General features: G+C 68.4%; 27 protein-coding genes. 9 read left to right on the top strand and 18 right to left on the bottom strand.

Annotated features, from left to right (window positions below):
• Window positions 1–2: 2 nt before the first annotated feature.
• The gene (locus tag ACJMK0_RS06340; RefSeq protein ID WP_405236588.1) at window positions 3–1,196 is read left to right on the top strand and encodes a molybdopterin molybdotransferase MoeA; all 1,194 of its coding nucleotides are present in this window, start codon (window positions 3–5) and stop codon (window positions 1,194–1,196) included.
• Window positions 1,197–1,239: 43 nt separating this feature from the next.
• Here the strand turns inward: ACJMK0_RS06340 and rho are convergent, their stop codons facing one another.
• Window positions 1,240–2,496, bottom strand: a complete 1,257-nt coding sequence (rho, locus tag ACJMK0_RS06335; protein WP_405237906.1) for a transcription termination factor Rho — start codon at window positions 2,494–2,496, stop codon at window positions 1,240–1,242.
• A 191-nt stretch (window positions 2,497–2,687) separates the two neighbouring features.
• Window positions 2,688–3,014 (bottom strand): thioredoxin TrxA, encoded by a 327-nt coding sequence (gene trxA / locus ACJMK0_RS06330; RefSeq protein ID WP_405227350.1) that lies wholly within the window; start codon window positions 3,012–3,014, stop codon window positions 2,688–2,690.
• 279 nt (window positions 3,015–3,293) lie between these two features.
• On the opposite strand from trxA, the gene rhlB reads away from it, so the two are divergent.
• From rhlB to ACJMK0_RS06315, 3 genes are all read left to right on the top strand, one after another.
• The gene (rhlB, locus tag ACJMK0_RS06325; RefSeq protein WP_405236586.1) at window positions 3,294–4,691 is read left to right on the top strand and encodes an ATP-dependent RNA helicase RhlB; all 1,398 of its coding nucleotides are present in this window, start codon (window positions 3,294–3,296) and stop codon (window positions 4,689–4,691) included.
• Window positions 4,692–4,703: 12 nt separating this feature from the next.
• Window positions 4,704–5,498 (top strand): 3'(2'),5'-bisphosphate nucleotidase CysQ, encoded by a 795-nt coding sequence (gene cysQ / locus ACJMK0_RS06320; protein ID WP_405236584.1) that lies wholly within the window; start codon window positions 4,704–4,706, stop codon window positions 5,496–5,498.
• An 83-nt stretch (window positions 5,499–5,581) separates the two neighbouring features.
• A complete protein-coding gene (locus ACJMK0_RS06315; protein WP_405236583.1) occupies window positions 5,582–5,815 on the top strand; it encodes a DUF465 domain-containing protein in 234 nt (77 codons plus the stop codon).
• Window position 5,816: 1 nt separating this feature from the next.
• Here the strand turns inward: ACJMK0_RS06315 and trhO are convergent, their stop codons facing one another.
• Both trhO and plsB read right to left on the bottom strand, forming a co-directional pair.
• The gene (gene trhO / locus ACJMK0_RS06310; protein WP_405236581.1) at window positions 5,817–6,779 is read right to left on the bottom strand and encodes an oxygen-dependent tRNA uridine(34) hydroxylase TrhO; all 963 of its coding nucleotides are present in this window, start codon (window positions 6,777–6,779) and stop codon (window positions 5,817–5,819) included.
• Window positions 6,780–6,829: 50 nt separating this feature from the next.
• Window positions 6,830–9,328, bottom strand: a complete 2,499-nt coding sequence (plsB, locus tag ACJMK0_RS06305; RefSeq protein ID WP_405236579.1) for a glycerol-3-phosphate 1-O-acyltransferase PlsB — start codon at window positions 9,326–9,328, stop codon at window positions 6,830–6,832.
• Window positions 9,329–9,402: 74 nt separating this feature from the next.
• On the opposite strand from plsB, the gene otsB reads away from it, so the two are divergent.
• From otsB to glk, 4 genes are all read left to right on the top strand, one after another.
• Window positions 9,403–10,173, top strand: coding sequence for a trehalose-phosphatase (gene otsB, locus ACJMK0_RS06300; RefSeq protein ID WP_405236577.1), 771 nt, complete (start codon window positions 9,403–9,405; stop codon window positions 10,171–10,173).
• A gap of 82 nt (window positions 10,174–10,255) precedes the next feature.
• Window positions 10,256–12,043, top strand: coding sequence for a glycoside hydrolase family 15 protein (locus ACJMK0_RS06295; RefSeq protein WP_405236575.1), 1,788 nt, complete (start codon window positions 10,256–10,258; stop codon window positions 12,041–12,043).
• A 10-nt stretch (window positions 12,044–12,053) separates the two neighbouring features.
• Window positions 12,054–13,442 carry an alpha,alpha-trehalose-phosphate synthase (UDP-forming) gene (otsA, locus tag ACJMK0_RS06290; protein WP_405236573.1) on the top strand — a complete coding sequence of 463 codons (1,389 nt, stop codon included), beginning with the start codon at window positions 12,054–12,056 and terminating at the stop codon, window positions 13,440–13,442.
• Window positions 13,439–14,419 (top strand): glucokinase, encoded by a 981-nt coding sequence (gene glk, locus ACJMK0_RS06285; protein ID WP_405236571.1) that lies wholly within the window; start codon window positions 13,439–13,441, stop codon window positions 14,417–14,419. The genes otsA and glk overlap by 4 nt, the downstream gene beginning before the upstream one ends.
• Window position 14,420: 1 nt before the next feature.
• Here glk and ACJMK0_RS06280 read toward each other — a convergent pair whose 3' ends face one another.
• The 7 genes from ACJMK0_RS06280 to ACJMK0_RS06250 form a co-directional block, all read right to left on the bottom strand.
• Entirely contained in the window at window positions 14,421–14,714 is a 294-nt protein-coding gene (locus ACJMK0_RS06280) for a hypothetical protein (RefSeq protein WP_405236570.1), read from the bottom strand.
• The gene (locus ACJMK0_RS06275; RefSeq protein WP_405236568.1) at window positions 14,705–14,887 is read right to left on the bottom strand and encodes a hypothetical protein; all 183 of its coding nucleotides are present in this window, start codon (window positions 14,885–14,887) and stop codon (window positions 14,705–14,707) included. The genes ACJMK0_RS06280 and ACJMK0_RS06275 overlap by 10 nt, the downstream gene beginning before the upstream one ends.
• A gap of 13 nt (window positions 14,888–14,900) precedes the next feature.
• The gene (locus ACJMK0_RS06270) at window positions 14,901–15,503 is read right to left on the bottom strand and encodes a DUF2059 domain-containing protein (protein WP_405236566.1); all 603 of its coding nucleotides are present in this window, start codon (window positions 15,501–15,503) and stop codon (window positions 14,901–14,903) included.
• Window positions 15,500–15,844 (bottom strand): hypothetical protein, encoded by a 345-nt coding sequence (locus tag ACJMK0_RS06265; RefSeq protein WP_405236564.1) that lies wholly within the window; start codon window positions 15,842–15,844, stop codon window positions 15,500–15,502. Before ACJMK0_RS06265 ends, ACJMK0_RS06270 begins: the two co-directional genes overlap by 4 nt.
• A 147-nt stretch (window positions 15,845–15,991) precedes the next feature.
• Entirely contained in the window at window positions 15,992–16,531 is a 540-nt protein-coding gene (locus ACJMK0_RS06260) for a macro domain-containing protein (RefSeq protein ID WP_405236562.1), read from the bottom strand.
• 50 nt (window positions 16,532–16,581) lie between these two features.
• Window positions 16,582–17,736, bottom strand: coding sequence for a serine hydrolase domain-containing protein (locus ACJMK0_RS06255; protein ID WP_405236560.1), 1,155 nt, complete (start codon window positions 17,734–17,736; stop codon window positions 16,582–16,584).
• A gap of 13 nt (window positions 17,737–17,749) precedes the next feature.
• A complete protein-coding gene (locus ACJMK0_RS06250; protein ID WP_405236559.1) occupies window positions 17,750–18,583 on the bottom strand; it encodes a CPBP family glutamic-type intramembrane protease in 834 nt (277 codons plus the stop codon).
• A gap of 131 nt (window positions 18,584–18,714) precedes the next feature.
• Between ACJMK0_RS06250 and wrbA the strand changes: the two genes are divergently transcribed.
• Window positions 18,715–19,317, top strand: coding sequence for an NAD(P)H:quinone oxidoreductase (gene wrbA, locus ACJMK0_RS06245; protein ID WP_405236557.1), 603 nt, complete (start codon window positions 18,715–18,717; stop codon window positions 19,315–19,317).
• 22 nt (window positions 19,318–19,339) lie between these two features.
• Here the strand turns inward: wrbA and ACJMK0_RS06240 are convergent, their stop codons facing one another.
• The 7 genes from ACJMK0_RS06240 to ACJMK0_RS06210 are packed head-to-tail and all read right to left on the bottom strand — an operon-like array spanning window position 19,340 to window position 24,732.
• Complete coding sequence (locus ACJMK0_RS06240; RefSeq protein WP_405236556.1) at window positions 19,340–20,008, bottom strand: hypothetical protein; 669 nt, start codon at window positions 20,006–20,008, stop codon at window positions 19,340–19,342.
• A gap of 15 nt (window positions 20,009–20,023) precedes the next feature.
• Window positions 20,024–20,716 (bottom strand): DUF3108 domain-containing protein, encoded by a 693-nt coding sequence (locus ACJMK0_RS06235; RefSeq protein ID WP_405236554.1) that lies wholly within the window; start codon window positions 20,714–20,716, stop codon window positions 20,024–20,026.
• Window positions 20,717–20,718: 2 nt separating this feature from the next.
• A complete protein-coding gene (locus tag ACJMK0_RS06230) occupies window positions 20,719–20,958 on the bottom strand; it encodes a hypothetical protein (RefSeq protein WP_405236552.1) in 240 nt (79 codons plus the stop codon).
• A 1-nt stretch (window position 20,959) separates the two neighbouring features.
• A complete protein-coding gene (locus ACJMK0_RS06225) occupies window positions 20,960–21,490 on the bottom strand; it encodes an alpha/beta fold hydrolase (RefSeq protein WP_405236550.1) in 531 nt (176 codons plus the stop codon).
• The gene (locus ACJMK0_RS06220; protein ID WP_405236548.1) at window positions 21,487–21,903 is read right to left on the bottom strand and encodes an MGMT family protein; all 417 of its coding nucleotides are present in this window, start codon (window positions 21,901–21,903) and stop codon (window positions 21,487–21,489) included. The genes ACJMK0_RS06225 and ACJMK0_RS06220 overlap by 4 nt, the downstream gene beginning before the upstream one ends.
• Window positions 21,900–23,312: a DUF697 domain-containing protein gene (locus ACJMK0_RS06215; protein ID WP_405236546.1), complete on the bottom strand. Its 1,413-nt coding sequence runs from the start codon at window positions 23,310–23,312 to the stop codon at window positions 21,900–21,902. The genes ACJMK0_RS06220 and ACJMK0_RS06215 overlap by 4 nt, the downstream gene beginning before the upstream one ends.
• Window positions 23,236–24,732, bottom strand: a complete 1,497-nt coding sequence (locus ACJMK0_RS06210; protein WP_405236544.1) for a GTPase — start codon at window positions 24,730–24,732, stop codon at window positions 23,236–23,238. Before ACJMK0_RS06210 ends, ACJMK0_RS06215 begins: the two co-directional genes overlap by 77 nt.
• Between the last annotated feature and the right edge of the window lie 30 nt (window positions 24,733–24,762).

The following is a 24,762-nucleotide window of genomic DNA, read 5'->3' as shown; positions in this document are numbered from 1 at the left end:
TCATGATCACCGTCGGCGAAGCCTGGCAGCGCATCGAGGATGCCCTGCCCGACTACGGCGTCGAAGACATCGCCGTGGAGGAAGCCGCCGGCCGGGTGCTGCGGTCGTCCGTCTGCGCCGAGCGGGATCAGCCACCTTTCGACCGGGTCATGATGGACGGTATCGCGCTGCGCCACACGGGCGCCCGGCACCTGCGGGTGCAGGCCACGCAGCACGCCGGCGACCCGCCGCTCGAGCTGGCCGACGATACCGCCTGCATCGAGATCATGACCGGGGCCGCGCTGCCGTCCGGCGCCGACACGGTGATCCCGGTGGAACGCGTCCGCATCACCGACGGCACCGCGGAACTGGAGGAAGGCTACGAGCCCGAGCCCGGCCAGTTCATCCACCGCCGGGGCTCGGACCACGTTGCCGGCACGGGGCTGCTGGAGCCGGGCTGCGTGCTCGGGGCCCCGGAGGTGGCGGTGCTGGCCGCGCAGGGCCTCGCCACCGTCGGCGTCGGCCGGCGTCCGCCGGCGGCGGTCGTCTCCACCGGCAACGAGCTGGTGTCCGCCGGGGCGCCGGTCGCGGCGCACGAGATCCGGCTCTCCAACGGCCCGGCCATCCTCTCCTCCCTGCTCCGGCACGGCCATGCCGGCAGCCGCCACGTCCATCTGCGGGACGAGCCCCAGCTCATGCGCGAGCGGCTCGCGGCACTGCTGGACGAATACCCGCTGCTGCTGCTCTCGGGCGGTGTGTCGAAGGGCAAGGCGGATTACGTGCCCGGCATCCTGGCCGAGCTGGGCGTGGAGGTGATCTTCCACCGGGTCAGTCAGCGGCCGGGCAAACCGATGTGGTTCGGCGCCCGCGGAGGGACGCTGGTATTCGCCCTGCCGGGCAATCCGGTCTCCGCGCTGGTGTGCTTCCGCCGCTACGTGCTGCCGGCGCTGCTGCGCGGCGCGGGCCATACCGGCCCCACCGTCGAGACGGCGGTGCTGGGCGCCGATTACGCTTTCCGCCCGCCGCTGACCTGCTTCCTGCCGGTACGGGCGGAGACGGATGCCGACGGCTCACTGGTGGCGATGCCGGCCCCCACGAATACGTCCGGCGACTTCACGGCGCTGGCCGGGACCACCGGCTTCGTCGAGCTGGACCGTGACCGGGAGCGCTTCGCCGCCGGCACGCCGGTGATACTGCACCGCTGGCGGCTGTACTGACCCTGAGGCGGCGCGGGCGGCGCGCCGCCGCCTCAGCGCTTCCTCAGCGCTTCATGGCCTCGAAGAACTGGGCATTGGTCTTCGTGTCCTGCAACTTGGAGAGCAGGAATTCGACGGCCGCGAGTTCGTCCATCGGATGCAGCACCTTGCGCAGCACCCACATCTTCTGCAGCTCGTCCGGCTGGGTCAGATACTCTTCCTTCCGGGTACCCGATCGGTTGATGTTGATGGCCGGGAATACCCGCTTCTCGGCGATGCGGCGATCCAGGTGGATCTCCATGTTGCCGGTGCCCTTGAACTCCTCGTAGATGACGTCGTCCATCTTCGAACCGGTGTCGATCAGCGCCGTGGCGAGGATGGTGAGCGAGCCGCCCTCCTCGATGTTGCGCGCCGCGCCGAAGAAGCGCTTCGGCCGGTGCAGGGCGTTGGCGTCCACGCCGCCGGTCAGCACCTTGCCGGATGACGGCACCACCGTGTTGTAGGCGCGCGCCAGACGCGTGATGGAGTCGAGCAGTATCACGACGTCGCGCTTGTGCTCGGTGAGTCGCTTGGCCTTCTCGATCACCATCTCGGCCACCTGCACGTGACGACTCGCCGGCTCGTCGAAGGTCGAGGAGACGACCTCGCCGCGCACCGTACGCTCCATCTCGGTGACCTCCTCCGGGCGCTCGTCGATCAGCAGCACGATCATGTCGCAGTCCGGATGGTTCGCTGCGATGGCCGAGGCGATGTTCTGCAGCAGCATCGTCTTGCCCGCCTTCGGCGGCGAGACGATCAGCCCGCGCTGACCCTTGCCGATGGGCGCCACCATGTCGATTATGCGCGCCGTCAGGTCCTCGGTGCTGCCGTTGCCCTGCTCGAGCTTCAGCCGTTCTTTCGGGAACAGCGGCGTCAGGTTCTCGAACAGCACCTTGCTCTTCGCATTCTCCGGCGCATCGAAGTTGATCTGCCCGACCTTCAGCAATGCGAAATAGCGCTCACCGTCCTTCGGCGGACGGATCAGGCCGGAGACGGTGTCGCCGGTGCGCAGGTTGAAGCGCCGGATCTGGCTGGGCGAGACGTAGATGTCGTCCGGCCCGGCGAGGTAGGAACTGTCGGAGGAGCGCAGGAAGCCGAAGCCGTCCTGCAGGATCTCCAGCACGCCGTCGCCGTAGATGTCCTCACCCTGCTTCGCATGCGCCTTCAGCATCGCGAAGATGATGTCCTGCTTGCGCGAGCGTGCCAGGCCTTCCAGCCCCATCTCGTCGGCAAGCTCCACCAGCTCGGACGCGGGACGCGTCTTGAGTTCGGTGAGGTTCATCACGTTCTTGCTGTCGGCGAGCTGCTCCGGCGTTATGACCTCGAGATTCTCCTCGTCGGCGGGGAGATCTTCGTAGCCGTGCTGCGTGTTGCCGCTTTTCCGCCGGCGCGGTTTGCGCGGCGGCCCGTTCTGATTTTTCGGACGGGAAGATTGCTTCGACCGCCCTCTTGCTTGATTACCCAAGTAGCCTCTCACAAATTGGCATCCAAGAACTCGACAAGTTGCGATTTCGACATCGCACCCATTTTCTGCGCCTGCACTGCTCCGTCGCGGAACAACATCAGGGTAGGGATACTGCGGATCCCGAATTTCGGCGGCGTGTTAGGATTCTCGTCGATGTTGATCTTCGCCACCTTCAATCGATCGCCATACTCGCCGGATACGTCATCGAGCAGCGGCGCGATCATCTTGCAGGGACCGCACCACTCCGCCCAGAAGTCCAGCAACACCGGACGATCCGACTGCAGCACGTCCTGCTCGAACGTCGCGTCACTCGTATGAACGATCTGGTCAGTCACCGCTGTTAACCTCCCCGCAGCATCGAATGATTCAGTGTCCAGAGTCGGAGCTACCCCGACGGCGCATATTTCTTTCGGCACCGGACCGGGCAGGTGACGGCGCCTTCCCGATCAGGCAATATGTCGCAGCTTTCTCGCCGGTCTTGTGCGGCTTCTCTTGAGATTTGGTGGTAGCGAATTCTGGCAGGTGCGACGGCTGTCGCAGCGAACTGGGGTTAATTTGAACCCTTCGCGGCCGAATTTGCAAGCCTTACATTCACATTTTCCCCACAGGTACCCATGTCTGAAAATCATCTGAGCGAACTGGCCTTCAGGGATCTGGAGCTGCCCGACGCCATACGCAAAGGCATCGACGATGCCGGTTTCGAATATTGCACGCCGATCCAGAGCCGCACGCTGCCCATCGCCCTCGCGGGCCGCGACGTCGCCGGCCAGGCGCAGACCGGGACGGGCAAGACGGCCGCGTTCCTGATCGCCCTGTTCAATCGCCTGCTCGCAAGCGAACGCCCGGACGGCAAGCAGTCGGCGCCGCGCGCGGTCATCCTCGCCCCCACCCGGGAGCTCGCGGTGCAGATCGCCGCCGACGCCGAGACGCTGGGCAGCCACACGGATCTCGAGCTCGCGCTGGCCTATGGCGGCAAGGACTACGACAAGCAGCGCGACCACATCACCGCCGGCATCGACGTGTTGATCGGCACGCCGGGACGCCTCATCGACTATTTCAAGCAGGGCGTGTTCAACCTGCAGCACGTGGAGGTGATGGTACTGGACGAGGCCGATCGCATGTTCGATCTGGGCTTCATCAAGGACATCCGCTACGTGCTCAGGCGCCTGCCTCCGCCGACCGAACGGCTGAACATGCTGTTCTCGGCCACCCTCTCGCACCGGGTGATGGAACTCGCCTACGAGCACATGAACGATCCGGAGCTGATCCGCATCGAACCCGAGAAGGTGACGGCCGACCGCGTGCGCCAGGTCATCTACTACCCCTCCAACGAGGAGAAGCTGCCGCTGCTGATAAAGCTGCTGCGCGAGAGGGACGCCAAGCGCACGATGGTGTTCGTGAACACCAAGCGGGAAGCGGAGAGACTGGAGGACACGCTGCGCGCGAACGGCATCAACGCCCAGGCCATCTCCGGCGACGTCCCCCAGCGCAAGCGCGAGCGCATGCTCTCCGACTTCCAGAGCGGCGAGCTGGCCGTGCTGATCGGCACCGACGTCGCCTCCCGCGGCCTGCACGTGCCCGACGTGAGCCACGTATTCAACTACGACCTGCCCCAGGACCGCGAGGATTACGTGCACCGCATCGGCCGCACGGCGCGGGCGGGCGCATCGGGCGACGCCATCAGTTTCGGCTGCGAGCAGTACGTGGTGTCGCTGCCCGACATCGAGGACTACATCGGCAACAAGATTCCGGTGGCGAGCTTCGATCACGAGGCGCTGCCGGAGATCGAGCGCCCGCCCCGACGGCCGCGCAAGCGCCTCGGCGACCGTCCCGGCGGAGGCGGCAGGCCGTCTCGCGGCGGCGGGCGCAGCGGCCGTGGCGGCGGCAGTGGCGGCGGCAGGAAAGCCCGCTCCGACGAAGGCAGCAGCAAGGCGAAATCCGGTGACGGCGGCGAGAAGAAGAAGCGGCGCCGGCGCAGGAAGACGAAGAAATCCGGTGATGCCGGCCAGTAACACGGAGGATACGTGCAGAACCGACAGCAGCTCCTGAAGAACGTCGTGGCCATCACCCGGGATGCCGGCCAGGCCATCCTGGAGGTCTACGAGACCGACTTCGACGTGCACAACAAACAGGACAACTCCCCCATCACGGCGGCCGACCGCGCGGCCCACGACATCATCGTCCAGGGCCTGAAGCAGCTGACGCCCGGCATGCCCGTGCTGAGCGAGGAAGACGGCATGCCGTCCTACGGAGAGCGCGGCGCCTGGCAGCGCTACTGGCTGGTGGATCCGCTGGACGGCACGAAGGAGTTCGTCAGCCGCAACGGCGAGTTCACCGTGAACATCGCCCTGGTGGAGGGACATCAGGCGGTACTCGGTGTCGTGCACGTGCCCGTGCAGGGCAAGACCTACACCGGCCTGCACGGTTACGGCGCGCGGCGTCTCGTCGACGGCGGGAGCAGCGAGGCCATCCGCGTCGCCGAGGAATCCGCGTCGCCGGTACGCGTGGTCGGCAGCCGCTCGCACCGCGGCGCGAGCCTGGACGCGTGGCTCGACGAACTGGGCGAGCACGAACTCGTGCCCATGGGTTCGTCGCTGAAATTCTGCGTCGTCGCCGAGGGTGGCGCCGACGTCTATCCCCGGCTGGGCCCGACCTCGGAGTGGGATACCGCCGCCGCCCAGGCCGTGGTGGAGGCCGCCGGCGGGCGCGTCACGGTGGCCGGCGGCTCGCCGCTGGCCTACAACGCCAAGGCGGATATCCTGAACCCGCACTTCCTGGTGACGGGCCCGCAGGACCGCCAGTGGCCGCCTATTGGCTGAGAGACGGGCCGGGACCGGGACTGAGCCCTGTGCTCGAGCGGGAAAGACTGGACAAGGGCCCGATTTCGGCTTAGTAAGAAAGCGTGGACGGCGAGATCACCGACAACAACAACGTCGATAACGACGTATTCAGGGGCCTGGAGCGGCTGCGGGAGCTGCGCATCAGCCATCGGGACCTGGACGACCTCATCGACCGCCTGTCGGAAGACCCCCTGGTCGACCAGCTCCGGCTGCGGCGGCTGAAGAAGCGCAAGCTCCAGCTGAAGGACATGATCGCCCGCCTCGAGAGCGAGCTGATCCCCGACCTGAACGCCTGACCTACTCCTCTTCGCGTCCCTCGTAGACGGCGCCGATGTGGCGCTCGCCGCGGGCCTCGGCCAGTTCCACCTGGCGGCGCCGCTCGGCCAGCCGTCCGGCGCGGTCGGCGTCGACTTCGCCGTGGCAGTGAGGGCAGCTCACGCCCTCTTCGTAGAGCGGCGACGCCACGTCCGCGGCGGACAGGGGCCGCCGGCAGGCGTGGCACTGCACGTAGTGGCCGGGGGCCAGACGACGGTCCACCGCCACCCGGCTGTCGAAGACGAAACACTCGCCCTCCCAGCGGTTGTCCGGCGAATCCGCCATCTCGTCGAGATAGCCGAGGATACCGCCGTCCAGCTGGTAGACCCGCTCGAAGCCCATCTCACGCATCATGGCCGTCGCCTTCTCGCAGCGGATGCCGCCGGTGCAGTACATGGCGATGGGCCGGTCGCGCTCGCCGTCCAGCCGTTCGTCGACGAAAGCCGGGAAATCGCGAAAGCTGTCCGTGCCGGGATCGACGGCGCCGGGGAAGCGCCCCACGTCGATCTCGTAGCGGTTGCGCGTGTCGACGACCAGCGTCTCCGGATCCGCGATCAGCCGGTTCCACTCCGCCGGCGGCACCCGCTCGCCGGTACGCGCCGCGGCGTCGACGTCGGGCCGTCCGAGGCTGACGATCTCGGTGCGCAGGCGTACCCGCAGCCGCCGGAAAGGCGGCTCGTCCGCGCGCGACCAGCGGCCCTCCAGTCCCGCCAGCCCCTCGATGCCGCCCAGCCAGTCCAGCATCGACGCGAGCGCGCCGCGCTCGCCCGAGAGCGTGGCGTTGATGCCTTCCGGCGCCAGCAGGACAGTGCCGAGGAGGTTCCGCTCGCGCCCGGCCGCGAGCAGCGGCTCGCGCAGCTGCGGGTACGCCGGCAGCGAGACGAAGCGATAGAAGGAGACGACGTCCCAGGCATTACCGTCCGGGCTGCAGGGCGCACTGTTCATGGACGCAATTGTACGCAACGCCGGGCGCCCGGGGTGCAGAGGCAGGCGCCTCAGGCGGGCTCCCGCTCCGCCTCTTCGGGCGGCAGCTCGCTCACGGTGGTGCTGAGGATGTGGTGGCAGAGCTGTTCGCCGAGCACCTGGCGGGCGTCTTCTTCCACGCGCACCAGGTCCTCGCCGAACGCCAGCCGGCCTTCGGCGTCGACGGAGAGCACGCCGCCCTTGCGCAGCGTGCGAATGAATTCCTGGAACAGCTTGCGGTCGAAGAAGTCCGGCGAGCGCAGCCCGGACACCATCGACAGGCGCTGTGCGGAAAGTTCGCAGATGCGCTCCAGCCGCCCCTGGGTGAGACGCCCCGACCCGTAGCGCTCCAGCAGCGCGATGGTCATGTAGTAACGCTGCAGCATCGGCAGCATCAGCCGGCCGAGCTGGACCAGCTGGAAGGCCGGCGCGCTGCCCGCGCGGGGCCGGCGCAGCGTCTGGCCGTCCTCCGACAGCCGCAGGAGCCCGAGGCCGGTGAGCTGGCCGATGACGTCGCGCACCAGCGCCTCCACCTCGCCGCCTCGCCAGCGCAGGAACAGCTCCGCGCGCACATAGGGATAGGTGAGGCCCACCAGGCGTACCACCTCGGCCAGCGCGAGCCGGCGGCTCTGGATGAAGCACGCGGCCACCAGACCCGGGACGGCCAGCAGGTGGAGCACGTTATTCAGGAAATAGGTCATCAGCACCGCCTCGCTCTCCCGCATCAGGATGAGATCGCCGAGGGGGTGCTCCTCGCGCCGGATGACGCCCATCTTCTCGCCGTGGGCGATGACGGCTTCGGGCCCGAGTTCGGTCACCGTCACGGCATCGCTGTAGGGGAAGCGGCGCAGCAGCTCGAGCAGCAGGGTGAGCTGGCGGTGCAGCGTGGACTCCGGCATGGTCTGTCGCGGCGTCGCCAGCAGCGTCAGGGCCAGCAGGCTGATCGGCGTGACGGCGGCGGCGGCATTGATGCGCCACATGATGCGCCGCTCCAGGTCGCCGATCACCTCCGGGAGCCAGGCCGGCCGCTCGCCCTCGACCGGTTCCTCCTCCCGCCAGCCCGGACGGTGCGCGTCCAACAGCGCAGTAAGTTCCAGCGGCTCGCCCACGTTGACGTACACCTCGCCGAAGTAGTCGCGCAGCGTCCGCAGGGAGCGGATCAGGCCGAGCACGGTCTCCTTCTTCTTCTCCTCGCCGGAGAGTTCGCTGATGTACGCCTTGCCCTCCACCAGCTTCTCGTAGCCAAAGTACACGGGCACGAACACGACCGGCCGGCGCGGGTCCTGCAGGAACGACTCCACCGTCATCACCAGCATGCCGCCCTTGGGTCTGAGCAGCCTTCCGGTGCGGCTGCGCCCGCCCTCCACGAAGTACTCGATGCTGAAGCCGCGGGTGATCAGGGCCCGCAGATAGGCATAGAACACCGCGGCGTACAGACGGTTGCCGCGGAAGCTGCGGCGCAGGAAGAAGCCGCCGCCGCGCCTGAGGATGGAGCCCACCACCGGCAGATTCAGATTCACGCCCGCGGCGACGTGGGGCAGCGACAGGCCCTGGTGATAGAGCACGTAAGACAACAGGATGTAGTCCATGTGACTGCGGTGACAGGGCACGTACACGAGTTCCCTGCCCTCGGCCACGGACTGCACCCGCTCGATGCCGTTCAGCCGGATGCCGTCGTAGAGCTGGTGCCAGGCCCAGGTGAGCACCTTGTCCAGGAAGCGCACCATGGGATAGGACATGTCGGCGGCAATCTCCCGGGCGTACTCCCGGGCCTTGCGCCGCAACCGCTCGCGCTTGCGCGCATCGCCGCGGGATTCCTGGCTGATCACGCCGCGCACGCTGGCGCTGCGCACCACCCCGTTCACCAGCGTGCGGCGATGGGACAGATCCGGGCCCAGGGTCGCGACCCGGCGCTGACGGAAATGCACGCGGAGTATCCGCGAGATCTTGCGCGAGGCGAGCCGCGCGCTCAGTCCCTCCGCCGCGACGCGGCGCACGGACAGCGGCTCGCTGAAATGCACCAGCGTGGCGCGGCCGTAGAGGACCGTGCTCAGGAACTTGCGCGTGCGGCCACCAATATCCCACTGCTCGCTGAACAGCACCTTGAACCAGGAGCGCTCCTTCTCCGGCGCGCGTCCCCAGTAGACGGCCACCGGCACCAGCAACAACTCCTCGTCGCCCCCCCGCGCCGCGGCGGCCACCAGGCGCTCGAGCCGCGCCGCTATCTGTTTGCGGCGGCGGCCGAACAGCAGCCCCCGCCGGGTGCGCAGCACGAGCAGCGCCGTGGATTCCTCCTGACCTGCAAACACGACGCCCTCGCCGGCCAGCGGGAGATCGTGGCGTATGCAGGCCTGCTCCAGCGCGAGCCGATCCGCCAGCCCCCCGTACTCGAGCACGTAGCACACCCGGGTCCCCGGCGGCGCCATCAGCGCCGCGGGGTCCTCCGGCAGCACGGCCGGTCTGATCCACAGGCGGGTGATGCGCGCGAGCAACCAGATCCAGGGCTGACGCAGGAATCTCGGGGCGATCATGCGGCGGATTCTACCGAATACCGGCCCCGCGGGTGTTTGCAAAGCGCGCCGCGGTGCGCAATGCTCGCACCGCCGTGACAACGACAGCAAAGAACCTGAAACCCGCGCCGCCACTCGGCGACCCCCGGCGCTGGGCGCTGTTCCTGGACGTGGACGGGACGCTGCTCGGCTTCCGCGACGACCCCTCGAAGGTGGCTTCCACCGCCGGGCTGAACGCGCTGTTGTCGCGCCTGGCCGAGCGTCTCGACGGTGCGCTGGCGCTCATCAGCGGGCGCCCGGTGCAGGATATCGACCGGGTTTTCAGCCCGCTGGTACTGCCCGCCGCCGGCGCCCACGGCCTGGAGCTGCGCCGTCATCCCGGCGATCCGGTGGAGTACCGCGAGGGTACGCAGCTGCCGGACGAGACGATGGACCGTCTGCAGACCTTCGTCGCGGGCCGTCCCGGCGTGCTGCTGGAACACAAGCCCCAGGGGGTCGCGCTGCATTACCGCCGCGCGCCCGCCGCGGGCCCGGCGGTCGTGGAGACCATGCGCGCCATCGGCGAGGACCTCGGACCCGGCTTCCGCCTGATGGAGGGCAAGATGGTGTGCGAGCTCATGCCGGCCGGCCGCAGCAAGGGCAAGGCCATCGAGGATTTCATGACCGTGCAGCCATTCGCCGGGCGGCTGCCGGTTTTCGTCGGCGACGACATCACCGACGAGGCCGGCTTCTCGGTGGTGAACGAACTGGGCGGACACTCCATCCACGTGCGCGAGAGCGCCCGCCAGACGGGCACGCTGGCGCGCTGGTCGCTGCCGGATATCGAGGCAGTCTACGCCTGGCTCGGCGCACTGGCGGACTCTTGACCGCGTCCGCCCTTCCATCATCATCGCCATTATTATCGGAATTGTCCGGGGCATCGAGGACGACGACGCAAAGGGGTCGCGCATGACGGATCTGAATCTCGGGGTCATCGGCAATTGCCAGATCGCCTCGCTCATCGACAGCCGGGGGGTGATGGTCTGGGGCTGTCTGCCCCAGTTCGACGGCGACCCCGTCTTCTGCCGTCTGCTGCGCAGCGAGGAAGACCGCGAGAGGCCCGGCTACTTCGAGATCGAGCTGCAGGACTTCGAGCGCGCCGAGCAGGAGTACGTGCCGAACACGCCGATACTGCGCACCACCCTGTACGACCGCCACGGTGGCGCCATCGCGATCACCGACTTCGCCCCGCGCTACCCCTACATGGGACGCATGTTCCGGCCGATGATGCTGATACGCGCCGTCGCGCCGGTGAGCGGCAGCCCGCGCATCCGCATCCGGCTGAACCCGGCGCGGGATTACGGGCGCAAGGCCTGCAAGACCCGCCGCGGCAGCAACCACATCCGCTACCTGGGCTCCGGCATGCGGCTGCGGCTCACCACGGACGTGTCGATCACCCGGGTGCTGGATCAGTCCAGCTTCGTGCTCGACCGGCCGGTGCATCTCATCCTCGGCCCGGACGAGTCCATCCCCGAGGCTGTATCGGATACCTACCACAACCACCTCGAGGCCACGGAACGCTTCTGGCGGGGCTGGTCGCGGGGATTGGCCATCCCGTTCGAGTGGCAGGAGGCCGTGATCCGGGCGGCCATCACGCTGAAGCTCTGCACATTCGAGGACACGGGCGCGGTGATCGCGGCCATGACCACCTCCATCCCGGAGGCCGCGGGCAGCGGCCGCAACTGGGACTACCGCTACTGCTGGCTGCGCGACAGCTACTTCGTGGTGAACGTGCTGAACCGCCTCGGCGCCACCAAGACCATGGAGGAGTATCTGCGCTACATCATCGACGTCTCCACCGAGGCCGGCCTGACGGAGCTGCAGCCCGTCTACGCCATCAGCGGCAGGGCAGATCTCACCGAAAGCGAGGTGGAATCCCTGTCCGGCTACCGCGGCATGGGCCCGGTGCGCCTCGGCAACCAGGCCTACGAGCAGAACCAGCACGACGTCTACGGCGCGGTCGTCCTCTCCTCCACCCAGATGTTCTTCGACCAGCGCCTCACCCATCCGGGCGGCATGGCGGAATTCCAGCTGCTGGAGCAGCTCGGCGCCGTCGCCGTGCGGCTGCACGACCAGCCCGACGCCGGCCTGTGGGAGTACCGGGGCCGGAAGAGAGTGCACACGTTCTCCTCGCTCATGTGCTGGGCGGCCTGCGATCGTCTGGCGCGCATCGCCACCCGCCTAGGCCTCGCCGACCGCGCGGCCTACTGGGGCCGCCAGGCGAGCCACATCCACAAGGTCATCTGCGAGCAGGCGTGGGACGACAGGCAGCAGGCCTTCACCGAGAGCTTCGGGCGTCCGGAGATGGATGCGAGCCTGCTGATGATGCACTACCTCGGTTTCCTGAAAGCCGACGATCCGCGCTTCGTCGGTACGGTGAACGCCATCGAGAAGCAGCTGCGCCGCGGTCATCACGTTTTCCGCTACGCCGCGGCCGACGACTTCGGCGAGCCGGAGAACGCGTTCAACATCTGCACCTTCTGGTACATCGACGCGCTGGCGTCCATCGGCCGGGAGGAAGAAGCGCGGGAACTCTACGAGCATATGCTGAGCTGCAGGAACCCGCTGGGCATGCTCTCCGAAGACATAGACCCGCGGGACAACTCGTTGTGGGGCAACTTCCCGCAGACCTACAGCATGGCCGGTATCATCGACGGTGCCATGCGGCTCAGCAAGAGCTGGGCCGAGGCCATCTAGGGAGCAGCAAATGAGCGGCAACGGACGTCTGATCACCGTCTCCAACCGGGTGGCGATGCCGAATCCCAACCGGCCCGCCGCGGGCGGGCTGGCCGTCGGCGTGCTGGCGGCGCTGGAGGACGAGGGCGGCGTGTGGTTCGGCTGGGACGGCAAGCTCACCGCCAGCGACAGCCACGACCCCCAGCACGTTACCCGCGGCAAGATCACCTTCTCCACCATCGACCTGAACGAGCGCGAGTACGAGCTGTACTACAACGGCTTCAGCAACCGGGTGCTGTGGCCGCTGTTCCATTACCTCCTGAGCTACATGCTCTACGACCGGCGCGAGTTCGAGGCCTACCTGCGCGTGAACGCGTTGTTCGCGCGCAAGCTGAAGCCGCTGCTGGAACCCGACGACATCATCTGGGTGCACGACTATCACCTGATCCCGCTCGCGGCCGAACTCCGGAACGCCGGCGTGGACCAGCCCATCGGCTTCTTCCTGCACGTGCCGTTCCCCGGCTACGACGTCCTGCAGGCGCTGCCCGACCACGAATACCTGCTGCGCTCGCTGTCCGCCTACGACGTGGTGGGCTTCCAGACCGAGCGCGACCTCGCCTCCTTCCGCGAGGCGATGACCCACCCGATCATCGGCGGCGAACTCGCGGAGGGCAATCGCATCGACGTGCCCGGCGGTTCGCTCATCGCCGACGTGTATCCCATCGGCATCGACGTGGACGGCATCGCGGCCCTGGCCGAGGCCAACAAGGACACGGAGAACGTGCAGCGCATGCGCGCCAGCCTGGGCAACCGGGAACTCCTGATCGGCGTGGACCGCCTCGACTATTCCAAGGGTCTCAGGCGGCGATTCCAGGCCTACGAGCGCCTGCTGGAGCGCTATCCCTCCAACCAGGGCAACCTGGTATTCATGCAGATCGCCCCGCCCACCCGGGTGGGCATCCGCGCCTACGAGGAAATCCGCGCCCAGCTGGAGCGCACCGCCGGCCAGATCAACGGCCGCTTCGCCGACATGGACTGGGTGCCCATCCGCTATCTCAACAAGGGCTTCGACCGGCCGACGCTGATGGGCATGCTGCGCACCGCCCGGGTGGGTCTGGTGACGCCCATCCGCGACGGCATGAACCTGGTGGCGAAGGAGTATCTCGCCTCCCAGGATGCCGAAGACCCGGGCGTGCTGGTGCTGTCCAAACTCGCCGGTGCGGCCCACGAACTCACGGAGGCGGTGCTGGTGAACCCCTACGACACCGAGGACGTGGCCGACGGCATCAACCGCTCGCTGCACATGCCGGCAGACGAGCGCCGCGAGCGCCACGCGGCCATGCTGGAGACGCTGCGGCGCAACGACATCACCGCCTGGCGCACCCGCTTCGTCGCCGACCTGAGGAAGAAGCGGCGATGATCGCGGCAGGGCCCGACCGCTGGCTGATCGCGGATATCGGCGGCACCAACAGCCGCGTAGGCTGCTGGCGCCGTGGCCGGCCCCATCACCAGATCGAGCACCCGCTGGTGATGGAGAACGCGTCCTTCGAGAGCCTCGAGGAGATGCTGCGCCACTACATGGAGCGGCTCGGCGGCAACCCGCCCGAGGCGGCCGGGCTTGCGGTCGCGGCACCCGTCACGGGCAACGAGGTCGACCTGCTGAATATCGACTGGTCGTTCCGGCAGGACCGGCTGGCGGCGGACTTCGGCTTCTCGGAGCTCTACGTGATCAACGACTTCGAGGCCATCGCCTGCGCGCTGCCGTCGTTGCCCGCTGAAGACTGCATCGACATCGGCGGCGGCGCCGGCCTGCCGGGACGCAGCGTGGCCGTTCTCGGCCCCGGCACCGGCCTCGGCGTGGCCGGCCTCGTCATAAGCGACGTCGGCTACATCCCCGTGAGCGGCGAGGGCGGACACATGACCCTGCCCGCCGTCAACGACGACGAGATGCGGGTCATCAAACGCGTGCGGGACGAACTCGGCCACTGCTCGGCGGAACGCATACTCTCCGGCGAGGGCATCGGACGGCTGCACCAGGGCCTGCACGGCGGCGACCGGCCGAAGGCGCGGGAGGTCAGCGAGGCCGCACGCGCCGGCGACGAGGCCGCCATCCGCACCTTCAACCTGTTCTTCGACTTCCTCGGCACCGTCGCATCGGACGTGGCGCTCGTGTTCGGCGCGCTCGGCGGCGTCTATATCGCCGGCGGCATCGTGCCCGCGAATCTGGGCCTGTTCCGCCGCTCGGGCTTCACCGAACGCTTCGTGGACAAGGGCCGCTACCGGGAGTACCTGGCGGGCATTCCGCTGAAGCTGATCACTGCGGCGACACCCGGACTCACCGGAATGGCGGCGTTCTGCGATCCCGACTCGAGTATCCGGACGCAAAGGACGCGGTGAGTCAGGACGAGGACGGGTCCTCGCGTTCGCCGGCCAGGCGCAGAAGCAGCTGCCGCTGCCGGTCGTTCCAGTCGAATATCACCGCAGCGAACAGGAAGGTACCTGCGGGTACCAGAAGGAAAGGGTTCATACACCTGCACGCGGGTTCTTCGAGACTGGTGGGGTAAGACGCGATCGCACCATAGACCAGCATTCCCGCTCCCGCGATCAGCAGAACGTAGCGACCGTATCTCCAGGCAGTTTCCTGCCAGCGTGCTCGCTCGACGATCGAGCGGTCCTCAGCGTTCAGCTGCAACGTCCCCCTCCTCGCTGTCCACAGAACCCGGATTCGATGGATCCTTCCGCCTCGCCGGGAGCCAGTTTCAGCCGCCTCGCCAGCCGGTCACGGCCGAAACGCTCGTAAAGGCCGATGAGCACGAAACAGAGGCCGGCTACGAGCAGTGCATATTCGATCCAGGCGATCTCCATCGGTCTGCCGGCGTCAATGCAGAGCGGGAGGCCACGCGACGTCCGGCGGGGTGTCGCCTGCCGCCCAGTCCGGCGTTTCCGGCTCTCGCCGGCTTCCGGATTCCATCTCGTCACGCAGCAGCACCATCAGCCGCGGCTGGCTGTCAGCCATCAGGTTACGCATGATCCGGAGTGCCTCGGCCTCCAGGAGGGGCTGACGGTCGATCATCTTCCTGCCGACCGGCGAGCGGTAGAAATCGATCAGTTGCCGGAGTTCCGCTTCCTCGTAGACGTTCGTGTAGGCCCGGACGAACTCGGGTTCGACTCGCTCCCAGGACATTTCGCGGTCTATGAAGTCCTTCGCCAGGCTGAAGCACCGCTCGAACCGTCCCCGATCCTCCGGGCGGACGCCGGCCAGTTCGATCGACTCCATGATCATCGACAACGTCTGCGCCTGGGAGCGCTCCATCATCTCGCGGGAACGGGTGACCTCCAGCAACTCCGTGGCGGCGGCCGCATGGGTGGCTGCATTGGCGCCAGCCGTCGGATCGTCCCCTGCTCGATCATTGCCCAGCGTAGCGCAGGACGGGACGGAGAAAAGAACCACGAGAACAACCAGCGGGAACTGACGCATCATCGTCTCCTCCATGATGGGCGGCGGCGTACCGGACGCCGCGGTATCGCGGGACCGGCGCTGATCCGCGAAACGCCGAAGCCGAGCATGAGCGCGACGAAGATGATGGACGCCTCGCGGACAAGATTGCCGACGTCGATCAAGCCGACGGGGCTGAGAATCGCGAAAAGACCGTAGCCGACGCTCACCCCGCAGAACGAGGCGACCGCCAGGCGCCACAGTGGCGGGCGGGTATGCAGGCGGGCTATCGTCAGCCCGGTGCCGGTGCCGACGAACGCGGCGAGCGCATGCGCAAGACTGAAGAACTGGGCCTCACTGCCGCCGAAGCCCAGGACCAGCGCCATGAACACCGACGTTGCGAACGTATCAAGAAATGAATGCCCCACGTCCCCCGACGTCCCTGTCTGCCATATGCGGGAATAAATTACCGCAAATTGGCCGGGGAGTCACGAGCGCGGCGAACACCCGTAGCCGTCGAGCGTCGGCGCCGCTCAGTCTGCCTGCAGGGACCGCAGCGTCTCCTCGTACAGCGCCGCGTCGGAGTCGCTGAAGAGCACGAACCGGACGTGCTTCACGGCGGACAGCTTCGGCAGCGCCTCGAGGACCGCGCCCAGCGCGATGCGCGCCGCCGGTTCCGCCGGGAAGCCGAAAGCCCCGGTGGAGAGCGCCGGGAAGGCAATGGACGCCACCGAGTTCCGGTCAGCCAGCGACAGCGCCTCGCGATAACAGGAGGCCAGCAATTCGCCGGACGGCTCGTCGCGACCGTAGACCGGCCCCAGACAATGGATGACACAACGGTTGGGCAGGTCGTGGGCGCCCGTCATCACCGCCTCGCCGGGCTCGATCGGCGCATACTGCCGGCCCTCCTCGGCCAGACCCGGCCCGGCGGCCCGATGGATGGCGCCGGCCACGCCGCCTCCGGTCTCGAGCTGCGCGTTCGCCGCGTTAACGATCGCGTCCATGTCGGTCTGTTCGGCGATGTCGCCGCGGGTGACTTCTATGGTGATGTCGTTGAGGATCTTCTCGCTCATGGGGCCAGTCTAGGGAGACGGCTCTCCGGCGACAACGACCGCCATGCGCCTCAGGGACCGATGACCGCCTCGGCGAGCCGCGCCTCGATCTCTCCCATGAGTTCGCTGCCCGGCTCGGTGAATCCGATGTCGGTGTTCACCTGGAAGGCGATCGTCACGCCGTGATCCGCGTAATGGCGCAGGCTGGACGTGTAACCCGGAATCCAGCCGGCGTGCCCGTACACGTCACCGAAATGCCCGCCGCGGAACTCCGCGACCCCGAGGCCGTAACGCGCGGCGGGCCGCGCCGGGTCGATCGGCGCCGAGGCGAGCAGCAGCGGCAGATAGTCTCCCGGCATCGCCTCCCCGCCGAACAGGGCTGCGCCCCAGCGCGCCAGATCCCCCGAGGTGCTGACGAAGCCGCCGGCGGTCCATTCGAGCGCCGGATGGAAGACCAGCAACCCGTCCTCGGTTAGTGTCTTCGCCGGCAGCCCGAATGGGTTGTCGGCACCCAGGTAGCCGGATACCAGCCCGTCCAGGTCGCGGCGATCCGACGGCGTGGTCTGCGCGAGGCCGATCGGCTCCAGGAACCGCCGGGCGACGCCCTCGTAGTAACGCTCGCCCGTGGCTTTCTCGATGACCAGTCCGAGCAGCACGTAACCCGTATCCGTGTACGCGAACCCCTCGCCGGCCGGGAACAGGGGTTCATCGTCGAAGACGTAGCCGATCAGCTCCCGCGGCGTGAACGAGCGCCCGGTCGCGAGCCGCTGCGCGAACTCGGCGCCGAAGGCCTCGTCGTAGACGTGGTCGGGCAGGCCCGATCGATGCCGCAGCAGGTGGCGCAGCGTGATCGTGTCGTGGTTGGGCAGCCGCTCGTACCAGGGCTCCTTTCCCAGCCACTCGGCGAGGCGGTCGTCGAGCCCGAGCCTGCCCTCCCGCGCGATGGCCAGCGCCATCGCGCCCGTAAAGGTCTTACCGATACTGGCCGCCAGCATCCGGTCATCCGGCCGCATCGGCCTGCCGGCGTCCACGTCGGCGAGTCCCGTCGCCGCCACCGACACCGAGCCGTCGGGCAGGATGCAGGCGGCCGTGGCGCCAGGGAATCCGTGTTCGGCGTGCAGCGCCTCCAGCGCGTCCTGGAACGCGGCTGTCGGATCGGCCGCGGCCGGCGGAGAGAGGGCGATGGCGGCCGCGAGGCCGAGCGCAGCCGCGTACAGTCGTCTCATCCCAGTCACAGGGCTAGGCATAGCGGTTCGTGACGACGCCGATCGCGGCGCCCTGCCGGCTGAACATCGCCTCCCGGTTCAGCCAGACCACCACGACGGCCGCCGCGCAGAAGAGATACATGTCCCACGGCTGGGCATCCGGCCACAGCGGATTGTTCAGCCAGAAGTGGAAGAACAGGGGTAGCAGAATGCTGCCGCGGGAGGCGTTGAACAGCGCGGTCACGATCAGCGCGGCCCCGATGGAGCCGAGAAAGAAGGGCGTGAACGACCACGCGCCCTGGGGCGTGCCGCTCAGCAGAAAGGCCGGCAGGTGCCATACGGCCCAGACGATACCCACCGCGAGACCGGCCCAGAATGGGACGAGCCGGCGCTGGGCCAGCGGCAGGGCGAGCCCGCGCCAGCCGAATTCCTCGACGGGTCCCTGGAACAGCATCACCAGGAGCGCCGTGACCAGCGCGCCCGCCGTCCCCGACCATCCGGACCACTCGTCCAAGTCGCCCTTCAGCGCCGCGCCGGCGACGAACAACAGCGGAATGCCGAGGATCACGAAGGCGTACCAGGCGGGCGAGCAGCGCCAGAGGGTGAGCCGGCGAAGGTAGCCTCTGAGCCCACGCAGGCCGGCATGCCGCAACACGAGCACGAAGGCGGCGATGCCGGGCGCCCAGACCGCCAGGAAGAACAGCGGGTTGCGGCCGCTGATTTCGCCGAACACCGCCGTCACGGCATCGGGAGCGAAGATGAACAGGCAGAACAGGCCCCAGGTGATGCCGAAGGTGATCAGGACGAACGGAACGAGTGCGGCAACGGGCACGGCGTCGACGTTCTGCGCGGCAGGGGCGCCTGTCATGACGGCATCCTTAATGCTGAAGAAACCCGATTGTCGGGGTGGCGCAGCGCGGCGTCCATTGGTGCTTCGCGCAAGAACTACCGGTAGCATCTGCGGTCAGATTCGCAGGAACGATCACCGGGAGACTCGACATGACGCGGATACTCGTCCTCTACTACAGCATGTACGGCCATGTCGAGACGATGGCGAAGGCGGTGGCCGACGGCGCCGACGGCGTCGAGGGAGTCGAAGTGACGCTGAAGCGGGTGCCGGAACTCGTACCCGAGAAGGTGCTGGAGGAGTCCGGCGCCAAGACCGACCAGGACGCACCGGTGGCAGAACCCGCCGAGCTGGCCGATTACGACGGCATCATCTTCGGCACGCCGACACGCTTCGGCAACATGTGCGCGCAGATGCGGAATTTCCTGGACCAGACCGGCGGCCTGTGGGCGAACGGCAAGCTGGTCGGCAAGGCGGGCAGCGTGTTCACCTCCACCGCCTCCCAGCACGGCGGCCAGGAGACCACCATCACTTCCTTCCACAACACGCTGATCCATCACGGCATGGTGGTGGTGGGCGTGCCCTACACCTGCCAGGAGCTCACGACGATGGACCAGGTGATGGGCGGCAGCGCCTACGGCGCGGCCACGCTGGCAGATGCGGACGGCAGCCGCACCCCGTCGGAGAAGGAACTCACGATCGCCCGCTTCCAGGGGCAACACGTCGCCGAGATAGCGAAGAAGCTCGCCGCCTAGCAGCCGGCGGCTTGCGCGTCCTTCAGGCGAGCGCCGGCTTCACGACGCTCAGCACCGTGATGGCGGCGATCAGCAGCCACAGGACGACGAGGATGGCCGTCGCACGCCGGTAGCCCTGCCGCAGGCGCGACTCGAGCGCGGCGTCTCTGCCGTGCGCGCCGATCTCCTGCCACACCGCGAAAAAGCGAACCAGCGCCAGCCGGATGCCGACACCGCACACGATGACGCCGGCGAACATGATCATCTTCCAGGCGAGCCAGCCCGGCGCCGGCACGAGCCCGGTCAGCGACAGCGCGCCGAGTACCAGCAGTGCCAGCATCACGGCGTGGCGCACCGCATGATCTGCCAGCGCGAGCATCGTTCCCGCGGAGGATCTGCGGCGGCGATGGGTCAGCTCCACGAGCACCAGCCACCCTGCTGCAAAAAGCCCGGCGACGACGGCGAGCGCCGCGCCGCCCGGCACATAGCCGTACAGGGCCGCCAGCGCGGTACCCAGGCCGAGCTGCAGTATCAGCGCGTAACGCACGTGCTGGTCCACGTCCATGACGTGATCCAGCAGCCGGTCCCGCTCCGCGAACGGCAGGCCGTCCGCGCAGGAGACGTAGCGGAAGGTGGAATTGATGACCAGCTCCGAGCCCAGCCAGTAACCGAGCACGGCGATGTGGGCGACCAGTAACGTCTGCAGCAGCATGGACGTCGGCGGGCGTCAGCCGGTCAGGCTCACGAGCTGATAGAGATAGTCCTTCGGCTCGCCCACGTGGGCCTTGACGATCAGCCGGTCGTCGTCGGCCGTGGTCCACACGTGGTAGGGCGGGTGATAGTCGACCACCGTGCCCGCGAACAGGAATTCGAAATGATGGGTCTCCAGTGCGCCCGCCGGTACCTCCAGCGTCTCCCGTCCACGGTAGCGCAGGCCGTAGCTGATGCGGTGCAGCCGCGGACCGGTCGAGCCGTTGAACGCGAGCGAGCTGATCAGGCTGCCCGTCACCCACTGGTCCTCCTCCGGGCGGGAGAAGTCGAAGGCGGTGGTCATCCAGGCGTCGCTGGCGATGGCATGACTGCCGAAGGTCTGCAGCGGTGCGGCGGCATCGAGCAGCTGGCTCAAGCGGCCGTCCTCGACGTTGAAGGACTCGCAGGCGCCGCCCTCCTCGTCGAAGACATACCAGCCGGTGCCGACGAAACGATCCTCCACCGTGAGGCGCACGAACGCATCCAGCGGGCGCCAGTCGGCGTCGACGGCGCACAGCACGTCGCGCAGCACCTCCCCCTCGTCGATCTCGCTGCGGGCGCGCAGGATGCGCCGCCCATCGGTGTGGACCGTGACGGTGTATTGCTCGCGGCCCCGTTCCCCGCCGGGCCCGAGGTACGCCAGTCGACCCTCCCGCGTGCGATGGCGCATGCTCACTCGGGATCGCGCCCTTCGGCCCCCTCCAGCGCCTCGTCCATGGCCTTCTTGCGGTCCTTGCCCATCTCCTCCACTTCCTTCGCGCGATCGATGGTGTCGGTCATCGGGTCGAAGACGGTCTCGCGGTCCTCATAGGGTTCGTCGGCATAGGCCTGGTCGGACTTCGCGGCCTCGTCGTCCGCGCCGCCGCAGGCGGCCAGCGCCAGACAGGCGCCGATCAGCAACAGGTTGCGCATCTCACTCTCCCCTCTTCGCCATGACGCGCCCGATGAACAGGCGCAGCAGTTCGTTGATGATAGCGATGTTCTCCGTCAGGCGGTGATCGCCGTCCACCACGTGCAGGGCGGCCAGCGACTCCCGGGCGAAACGGATGCTGTTCTCCACCGGCACCACGTCGTCGCGCCAGCCGTGCACGATCTCGAGCGGGCAGTCCGGCGGCGGCGGAGTGAGTTCCTCGTAGCCGGGCATGTAGTAGGCCGGCGCCAGCACGAAGACGCCGTCCACCGGCTGGACGGTGCTCGCCGCGGTGGCGACGTGCCCGCCCATGCTGGAGCCCACCAGGATGATCGAGCGTGCCGGCCGGTCGATGCCGCCCAGCACGCCCACGAGCTTCTGCACCCGCTGGGTGGGGTCTTCAATGCCCTGGTAGTCCACGGAGTCGGCGCGGGCGCCCAACTCGCGCACCATCGCGGCCATCGCGGTGATTTTGCTGCCCCAGGGGCCGCTCTCCTGGCCGTGGGAAAAGATGACGTCGAGGTCGCTGGTCACTGGGTTTCCTCCCTGTTGGCATCGGCGGCCGGCGCCGCCCTCCAGATGAGTTCGTCGAGGTCCGGCTGCCAGCCGAACCGCGCCATGGAAATACGGCCCCGCAGCACGGTGACGCCTTCGTCGCGCAGGCGGTCGCGCTGACGGCGATAGGCATCGCTGCCCGGCGGCAGCGAGATGCGGCCGGCGGCGTTGACCACCCGGTGCCAGGGCACGTCGCTGCCGTCCGGCAGCGAGGCCATCACTCGCCCCACCAGCCGTCCGCCGTGAGGCAGCCCGATCAGCCGGCCTATCTGGCCGTAGCTGGCCACACAGCCCGGCGGTATCGAGCGCACCATTCCGCAGATGCGATTGCGGCGATTGCGGCGATCGCGCGCCAGTGCGTCGGGCTCGCTGCGGCGCCCGGCCAGCCTCATTGCGCCGCCCGCAGCCGCTGGCGTATTTCTTCTCGCGCCTCGCGCAGTATCGTGTCCCGGTCGAGGCTGGCGAGGATCTCCGAGACGACGCGCTTCGGCCCGCCCTCGCCCCAGGACTTGCCCTGGGCGAGATACTCGTCGGCGACGCGGCCGACCACGTAGGTGCTGTAGTACGCAATCGCGCCCTGGGCGCCGGCGGTCACCAGCGTGGACAGCCCGCCGGTGCCCACCTTCAGCGCGCTGGAGACGAAGTGCACCGCCCAGACGGTACCCATGAGCGCGGCTGCCTCGGTCATGATGACCCGCACCAGCGAGCCGGCCTCGCGGCGGGCCACGGGCAGTTCGTAGATCCGGGACAGGTGCACGACCATGCCCACGTCGACGAAGGCGGCGGCGAACAGATCCGCCACGGGTACCGGGTTCAGCGCCACCGTGGCGCCCTTGCCGATGCAGTAGGTCCGCACCACCCGCTCGGCCACCTTGCGCCGGGCCTGCACGATGCGTTGCCCCACCTTGTCGGTGAGATCGGCCGCGAAGATGGATGCGTTCAGCGCGGCCAGCGTCTTGCCTTCCCGATTCAGGATGTCCCACAGCCTGAGACGAAGCGCCTCCACGTCCGCCGGCGGCCGGCGGCGCGTCTCGCGCTCCTCGCCATCGGGCCCGCGGGTGATCACGGTCCGTGGCGCGGGGTCGGCCGCTGCCGCGATCACGTTGCGCGCGTCGATCAGCCCGTCGACGCGGCCGCGCAGCGCCGCCAGCAGCGCGTCGCGCTCGGCGTCGTCGTAGCGGTCGGCCTTGTTCAGCACCAGCACCACGGGACGGCCGAGCCGGACCATCGTGCGAAGGGCATCGAATTCCGTCGCCGTGATGTCGCCGTCGACCACGAACATCACCAGGTCGGCGCGGGCGGCGACTTCGCGGGCCAGCGCCTCGCGCTCCTCGCCGCCGGACTCGTCGATGCCCGGCGTATCGATGACGAACACGCCGCCCGCCTCCTCCTCGCGCAGGGCGTGCATGGCGCTCTCGCGGGTCTCGCCGTGCAGGGGGCTGACGGTGAAGCGGGTCTCGCCGATCAGGGCGTTCAGCAGCGACGACTTGCCGGTGCTCACCCGGCCGAAGGCCGCGATGTGCAGGTGGCCGTGCTCGAGCTTGTCCAGCATCGCCTGGACCTGTCGGTAGTCGTCGGCCAGCGCCTCGCGCACGCCGGCGGGCAGACGCCGGTCGCCCAGCAGCTCGCGCAGGCTCTCCCGGGCCAGGTCGAGATGATCGCCGCTCGGGTCGGCCGCGGGATTGGCTGTAGGATCGGCTATAGGATCGGCAACCCCGCCGGCCCTACTCGTCCCGCCGTCTCGCCTGTTCCCGGAGGGCGATCTGCGCCACGCGCCGAACACCCGTTTCCAGATACTCACTCAGATTTTCCTCGAACTGCTCGGCGGCCGCCTCCGGCGAAAACCGTCCCCGGGCGGCGAGGGCCTGGACCAGGCTGCGGCCCAGGGCATCGAAGATGAGGCCATAGGCTACGGCATGCACCAGCCCGCCCGCCACTGTGCCCACGCCGGGGAAGGCCTTGAGCCCGTTGCCGGCCACGGCCAGCGTGAGCGGCAGCGCCCGGCCCACGCGGCTCTGGCTCAGGTTCAGGAACTGCTCGATGTCGAGATCCCGCGGCGAGATGCCGTACAGCGCCGACAGGGCCCGGGTCATCGCCGTGCCCAGATAGCCCTGGATGACGATATCGGTGCCGGGGCTCACCGCCGCCAGCGCGCCGATGACGGCCTTGCGCGTATAGGAGCGGATGATCTCCTCGGCCCGGCGCGCCCGGTAGGCGGTCTCCGCCGCCTGCAGCTTCTCGGTGGCGAGCGCGAACACGGCCGCATCGCGGCGTCGGTCCATGTCGTCGCGGCCACGGGCGAGCTGCTCGTTCAGCGCCAGCACCAGCTCGGCGATGTCGGGCTCGCGCGTCCGCCGCCGCTCCACCAGCTCTCCGTCCGGATCCTCTTCCATGACGGCCTCGTCCGCGCGGGCGCTCACCCGCACCGCGACGGCCGGCGCCTCCGGACTCAGATCCTGCAGGCGGGCCTGCAGCCGTTCCATCACCTGATGGAGCTCCTCTTCCGTGTACTGGTCGGTCTTGTTCAGCACCAGAATGGTGGGTTTGCCGACGCCGACCAGCTGCCCGAGCGCCCCGGCTTCCTGGCGGCTGAGATCCCCGTCGCAGAGATAGAGCACGACGTGGGCGCGCAGCGCCTCCTCGCGGGCGACGGCATCGAACTCGCCGCCGACGGCGCCGGTGCCTGGCACGTCGGTCAGCACCACTTCCTCGCCGTTCGGGCTGTGCCACTGATAGCGCGCAATCTCCCGGGTGGAGCCGCCCACCGGACTCGTATCGACTTCGGCGCCGGGCACCAGCGCGCGGAGCAGCGAACTCTTGCCGGTGCTGATCTCGCCGAACAGGGCGAGATGGATGCGCCCGGTCGCCCGCCGCTCGTCCAGGGCGGCGAGTTCACCGCGGGCGGCGACCACGTCGATACCGGCCGCCTCGGCGGCCGTCAGCCGGTCCTTCAGCGCCTCCTCCGAGAACACCGGCTGCTTCTCCTCCTCCCGGCGGGAGCGCCGCGGCAGCAGGAAGCGCCAGACGATCCAGACGGCCGCGAGAGCAATGGCGAGCAAGACCCCTGCATAGCCGAAGACCAGCCATGCCGGCGCCTCGCGCAGGCGGTCCCAGACGTTGAGCGCGGACTCGGTTATGAACAGCATGCCCGCGATCACCGCCACGAACAGCAGGATCACCGCCAGGATCAGCACGGTGCGCAGGATGCGATCGACCTTCATAGGCAGGACAGTCTAATTGCGGCGGCGATC

It is taken from the genome of Lentisalinibacter orientalis (assembly GCF_040706535.1).
GTDB lineage: Bacteria > Pseudomonadota > Gammaproteobacteria > Steroidobacterales > Woeseiaceae > Lentisalinibacter > Lentisalinibacter orientalis.
The sequence above is the reverse complement of the archived record's forward strand: the minus strand, read 5'-3'. Positions and strand labels throughout refer to the sequence as shown.

Bases quoted from the DNA above. Each gene is read 5' to 3' on its own strand.
- ACJMK0_RS06340 (WP_405236588.1), top strand. From the start codon at position 3: ATGATCACCGTCGGCGAAGCCTGGCAGCGCATCGAGGATGCCCTGCCC.
- rho (WP_405237906.1), bottom strand. From the start codon at position 2,496: ATGAACCTCACCGAACTCAAGACGCGTCCCGCGTCCGAGCTGGTGGAG.
- rhlB (WP_405236586.1), top strand. From the start codon at position 3,294: ATGTCTGAAAATCATCTGAGCGAACTGGCCTTCAGGGATCTGGAGCTG.
- trhO (WP_405236581.1), bottom strand. From the start codon at position 6,779: ATGAACAGTGCGCCCTGCAGCCCGGACGGTAATGCCTGGGACGTCGTC.
- plsB (WP_405236579.1), bottom strand. From the start codon at position 9,328: ATGATCGCCCCGAGATTCCTGCGTCAGCCCTGGATCTGGTTGCTCGCG.
- ACJMK0_RS06295 (WP_405236575.1), top strand. From the start codon at position 10,256: ATGACGGATCTGAATCTCGGGGTCATCGGCAATTGCCAGATCGCCTCG.
- otsA (WP_405236573.1), top strand. From the start codon at position 12,054: ATGAGCGGCAACGGACGTCTGATCACCGTCTCCAACCGGGTGGCGATG.
- glk (WP_405236571.1), top strand. From the start codon at position 13,439: ATGATCGCGGCAGGGCCCGACCGCTGGCTGATCGCGGATATCGGCGGC.
- ACJMK0_RS06275 (WP_405236568.1), bottom strand. From the start codon at position 14,887: ATGGAGATCGCCTGGATCGAATATGCACTGCTCGTAGCCGGCCTCTGT.
- ACJMK0_RS06270 (WP_405236566.1), bottom strand. From the start codon at position 15,503: ATGATGCGTCAGTTCCCGCTGGTTGTTCTCGTGGTTCTTTTCTCCGTC.
- ACJMK0_RS06265 (WP_405236564.1), bottom strand. From the start codon at position 15,844: ATGGCGCTGGTCCTGGGCTTCGGCGGCAGTGAGGCCCAGTTCTTCAGT.
- ACJMK0_RS06260 (WP_405236562.1), bottom strand. From the start codon at position 16,531: ATGAGCGAGAAGATCCTCAACGACATCACCATAGAAGTCACCCGCGGC.
- ACJMK0_RS06255 (WP_405236560.1), bottom strand. From the start codon at position 17,736: ATGAGACGACTGTACGCGGCTGCGCTCGGCCTCGCGGCCGCCATCGCC.
- ACJMK0_RS06250 (WP_405236559.1), bottom strand. From the start codon at position 18,583: ATGACAGGCGCCCCTGCCGCGCAGAACGTCGACGCCGTGCCCGTTGCC.
- wrbA (WP_405236557.1), top strand. From the start codon at position 18,715: ATGACGCGGATACTCGTCCTCTACTACAGCATGTACGGCCATGTCGAG.
- ACJMK0_RS06240 (WP_405236556.1), bottom strand. From the start codon at position 20,008: ATGCTGCTGCAGACGTTACTGGTCGCCCACATCGCCGTGCTCGGTTAC.
- ACJMK0_RS06235 (WP_405236554.1), bottom strand. From the start codon at position 20,716: ATGCGCCATCGCACGCGGGAGGGTCGACTGGCGTACCTCGGGCCCGGC.
- ACJMK0_RS06230 (WP_405236552.1), bottom strand. From the start codon at position 20,958: ATGCGCAACCTGTTGCTGATCGGCGCCTGTCTGGCGCTGGCCGCCTGC.
- ACJMK0_RS06220 (WP_405236548.1), bottom strand. From the start codon at position 21,903: ATGAGGCTGGCCGGGCGCCGCAGCGAGCCCGACGCACTGGCGCGCGAT.
- ACJMK0_RS06210 (WP_405236544.1), bottom strand. From the start codon at position 24,732: ATGAAGGTCGATCGCATCCTGCGCACCGTGCTGATCCTGGCGGTGATC.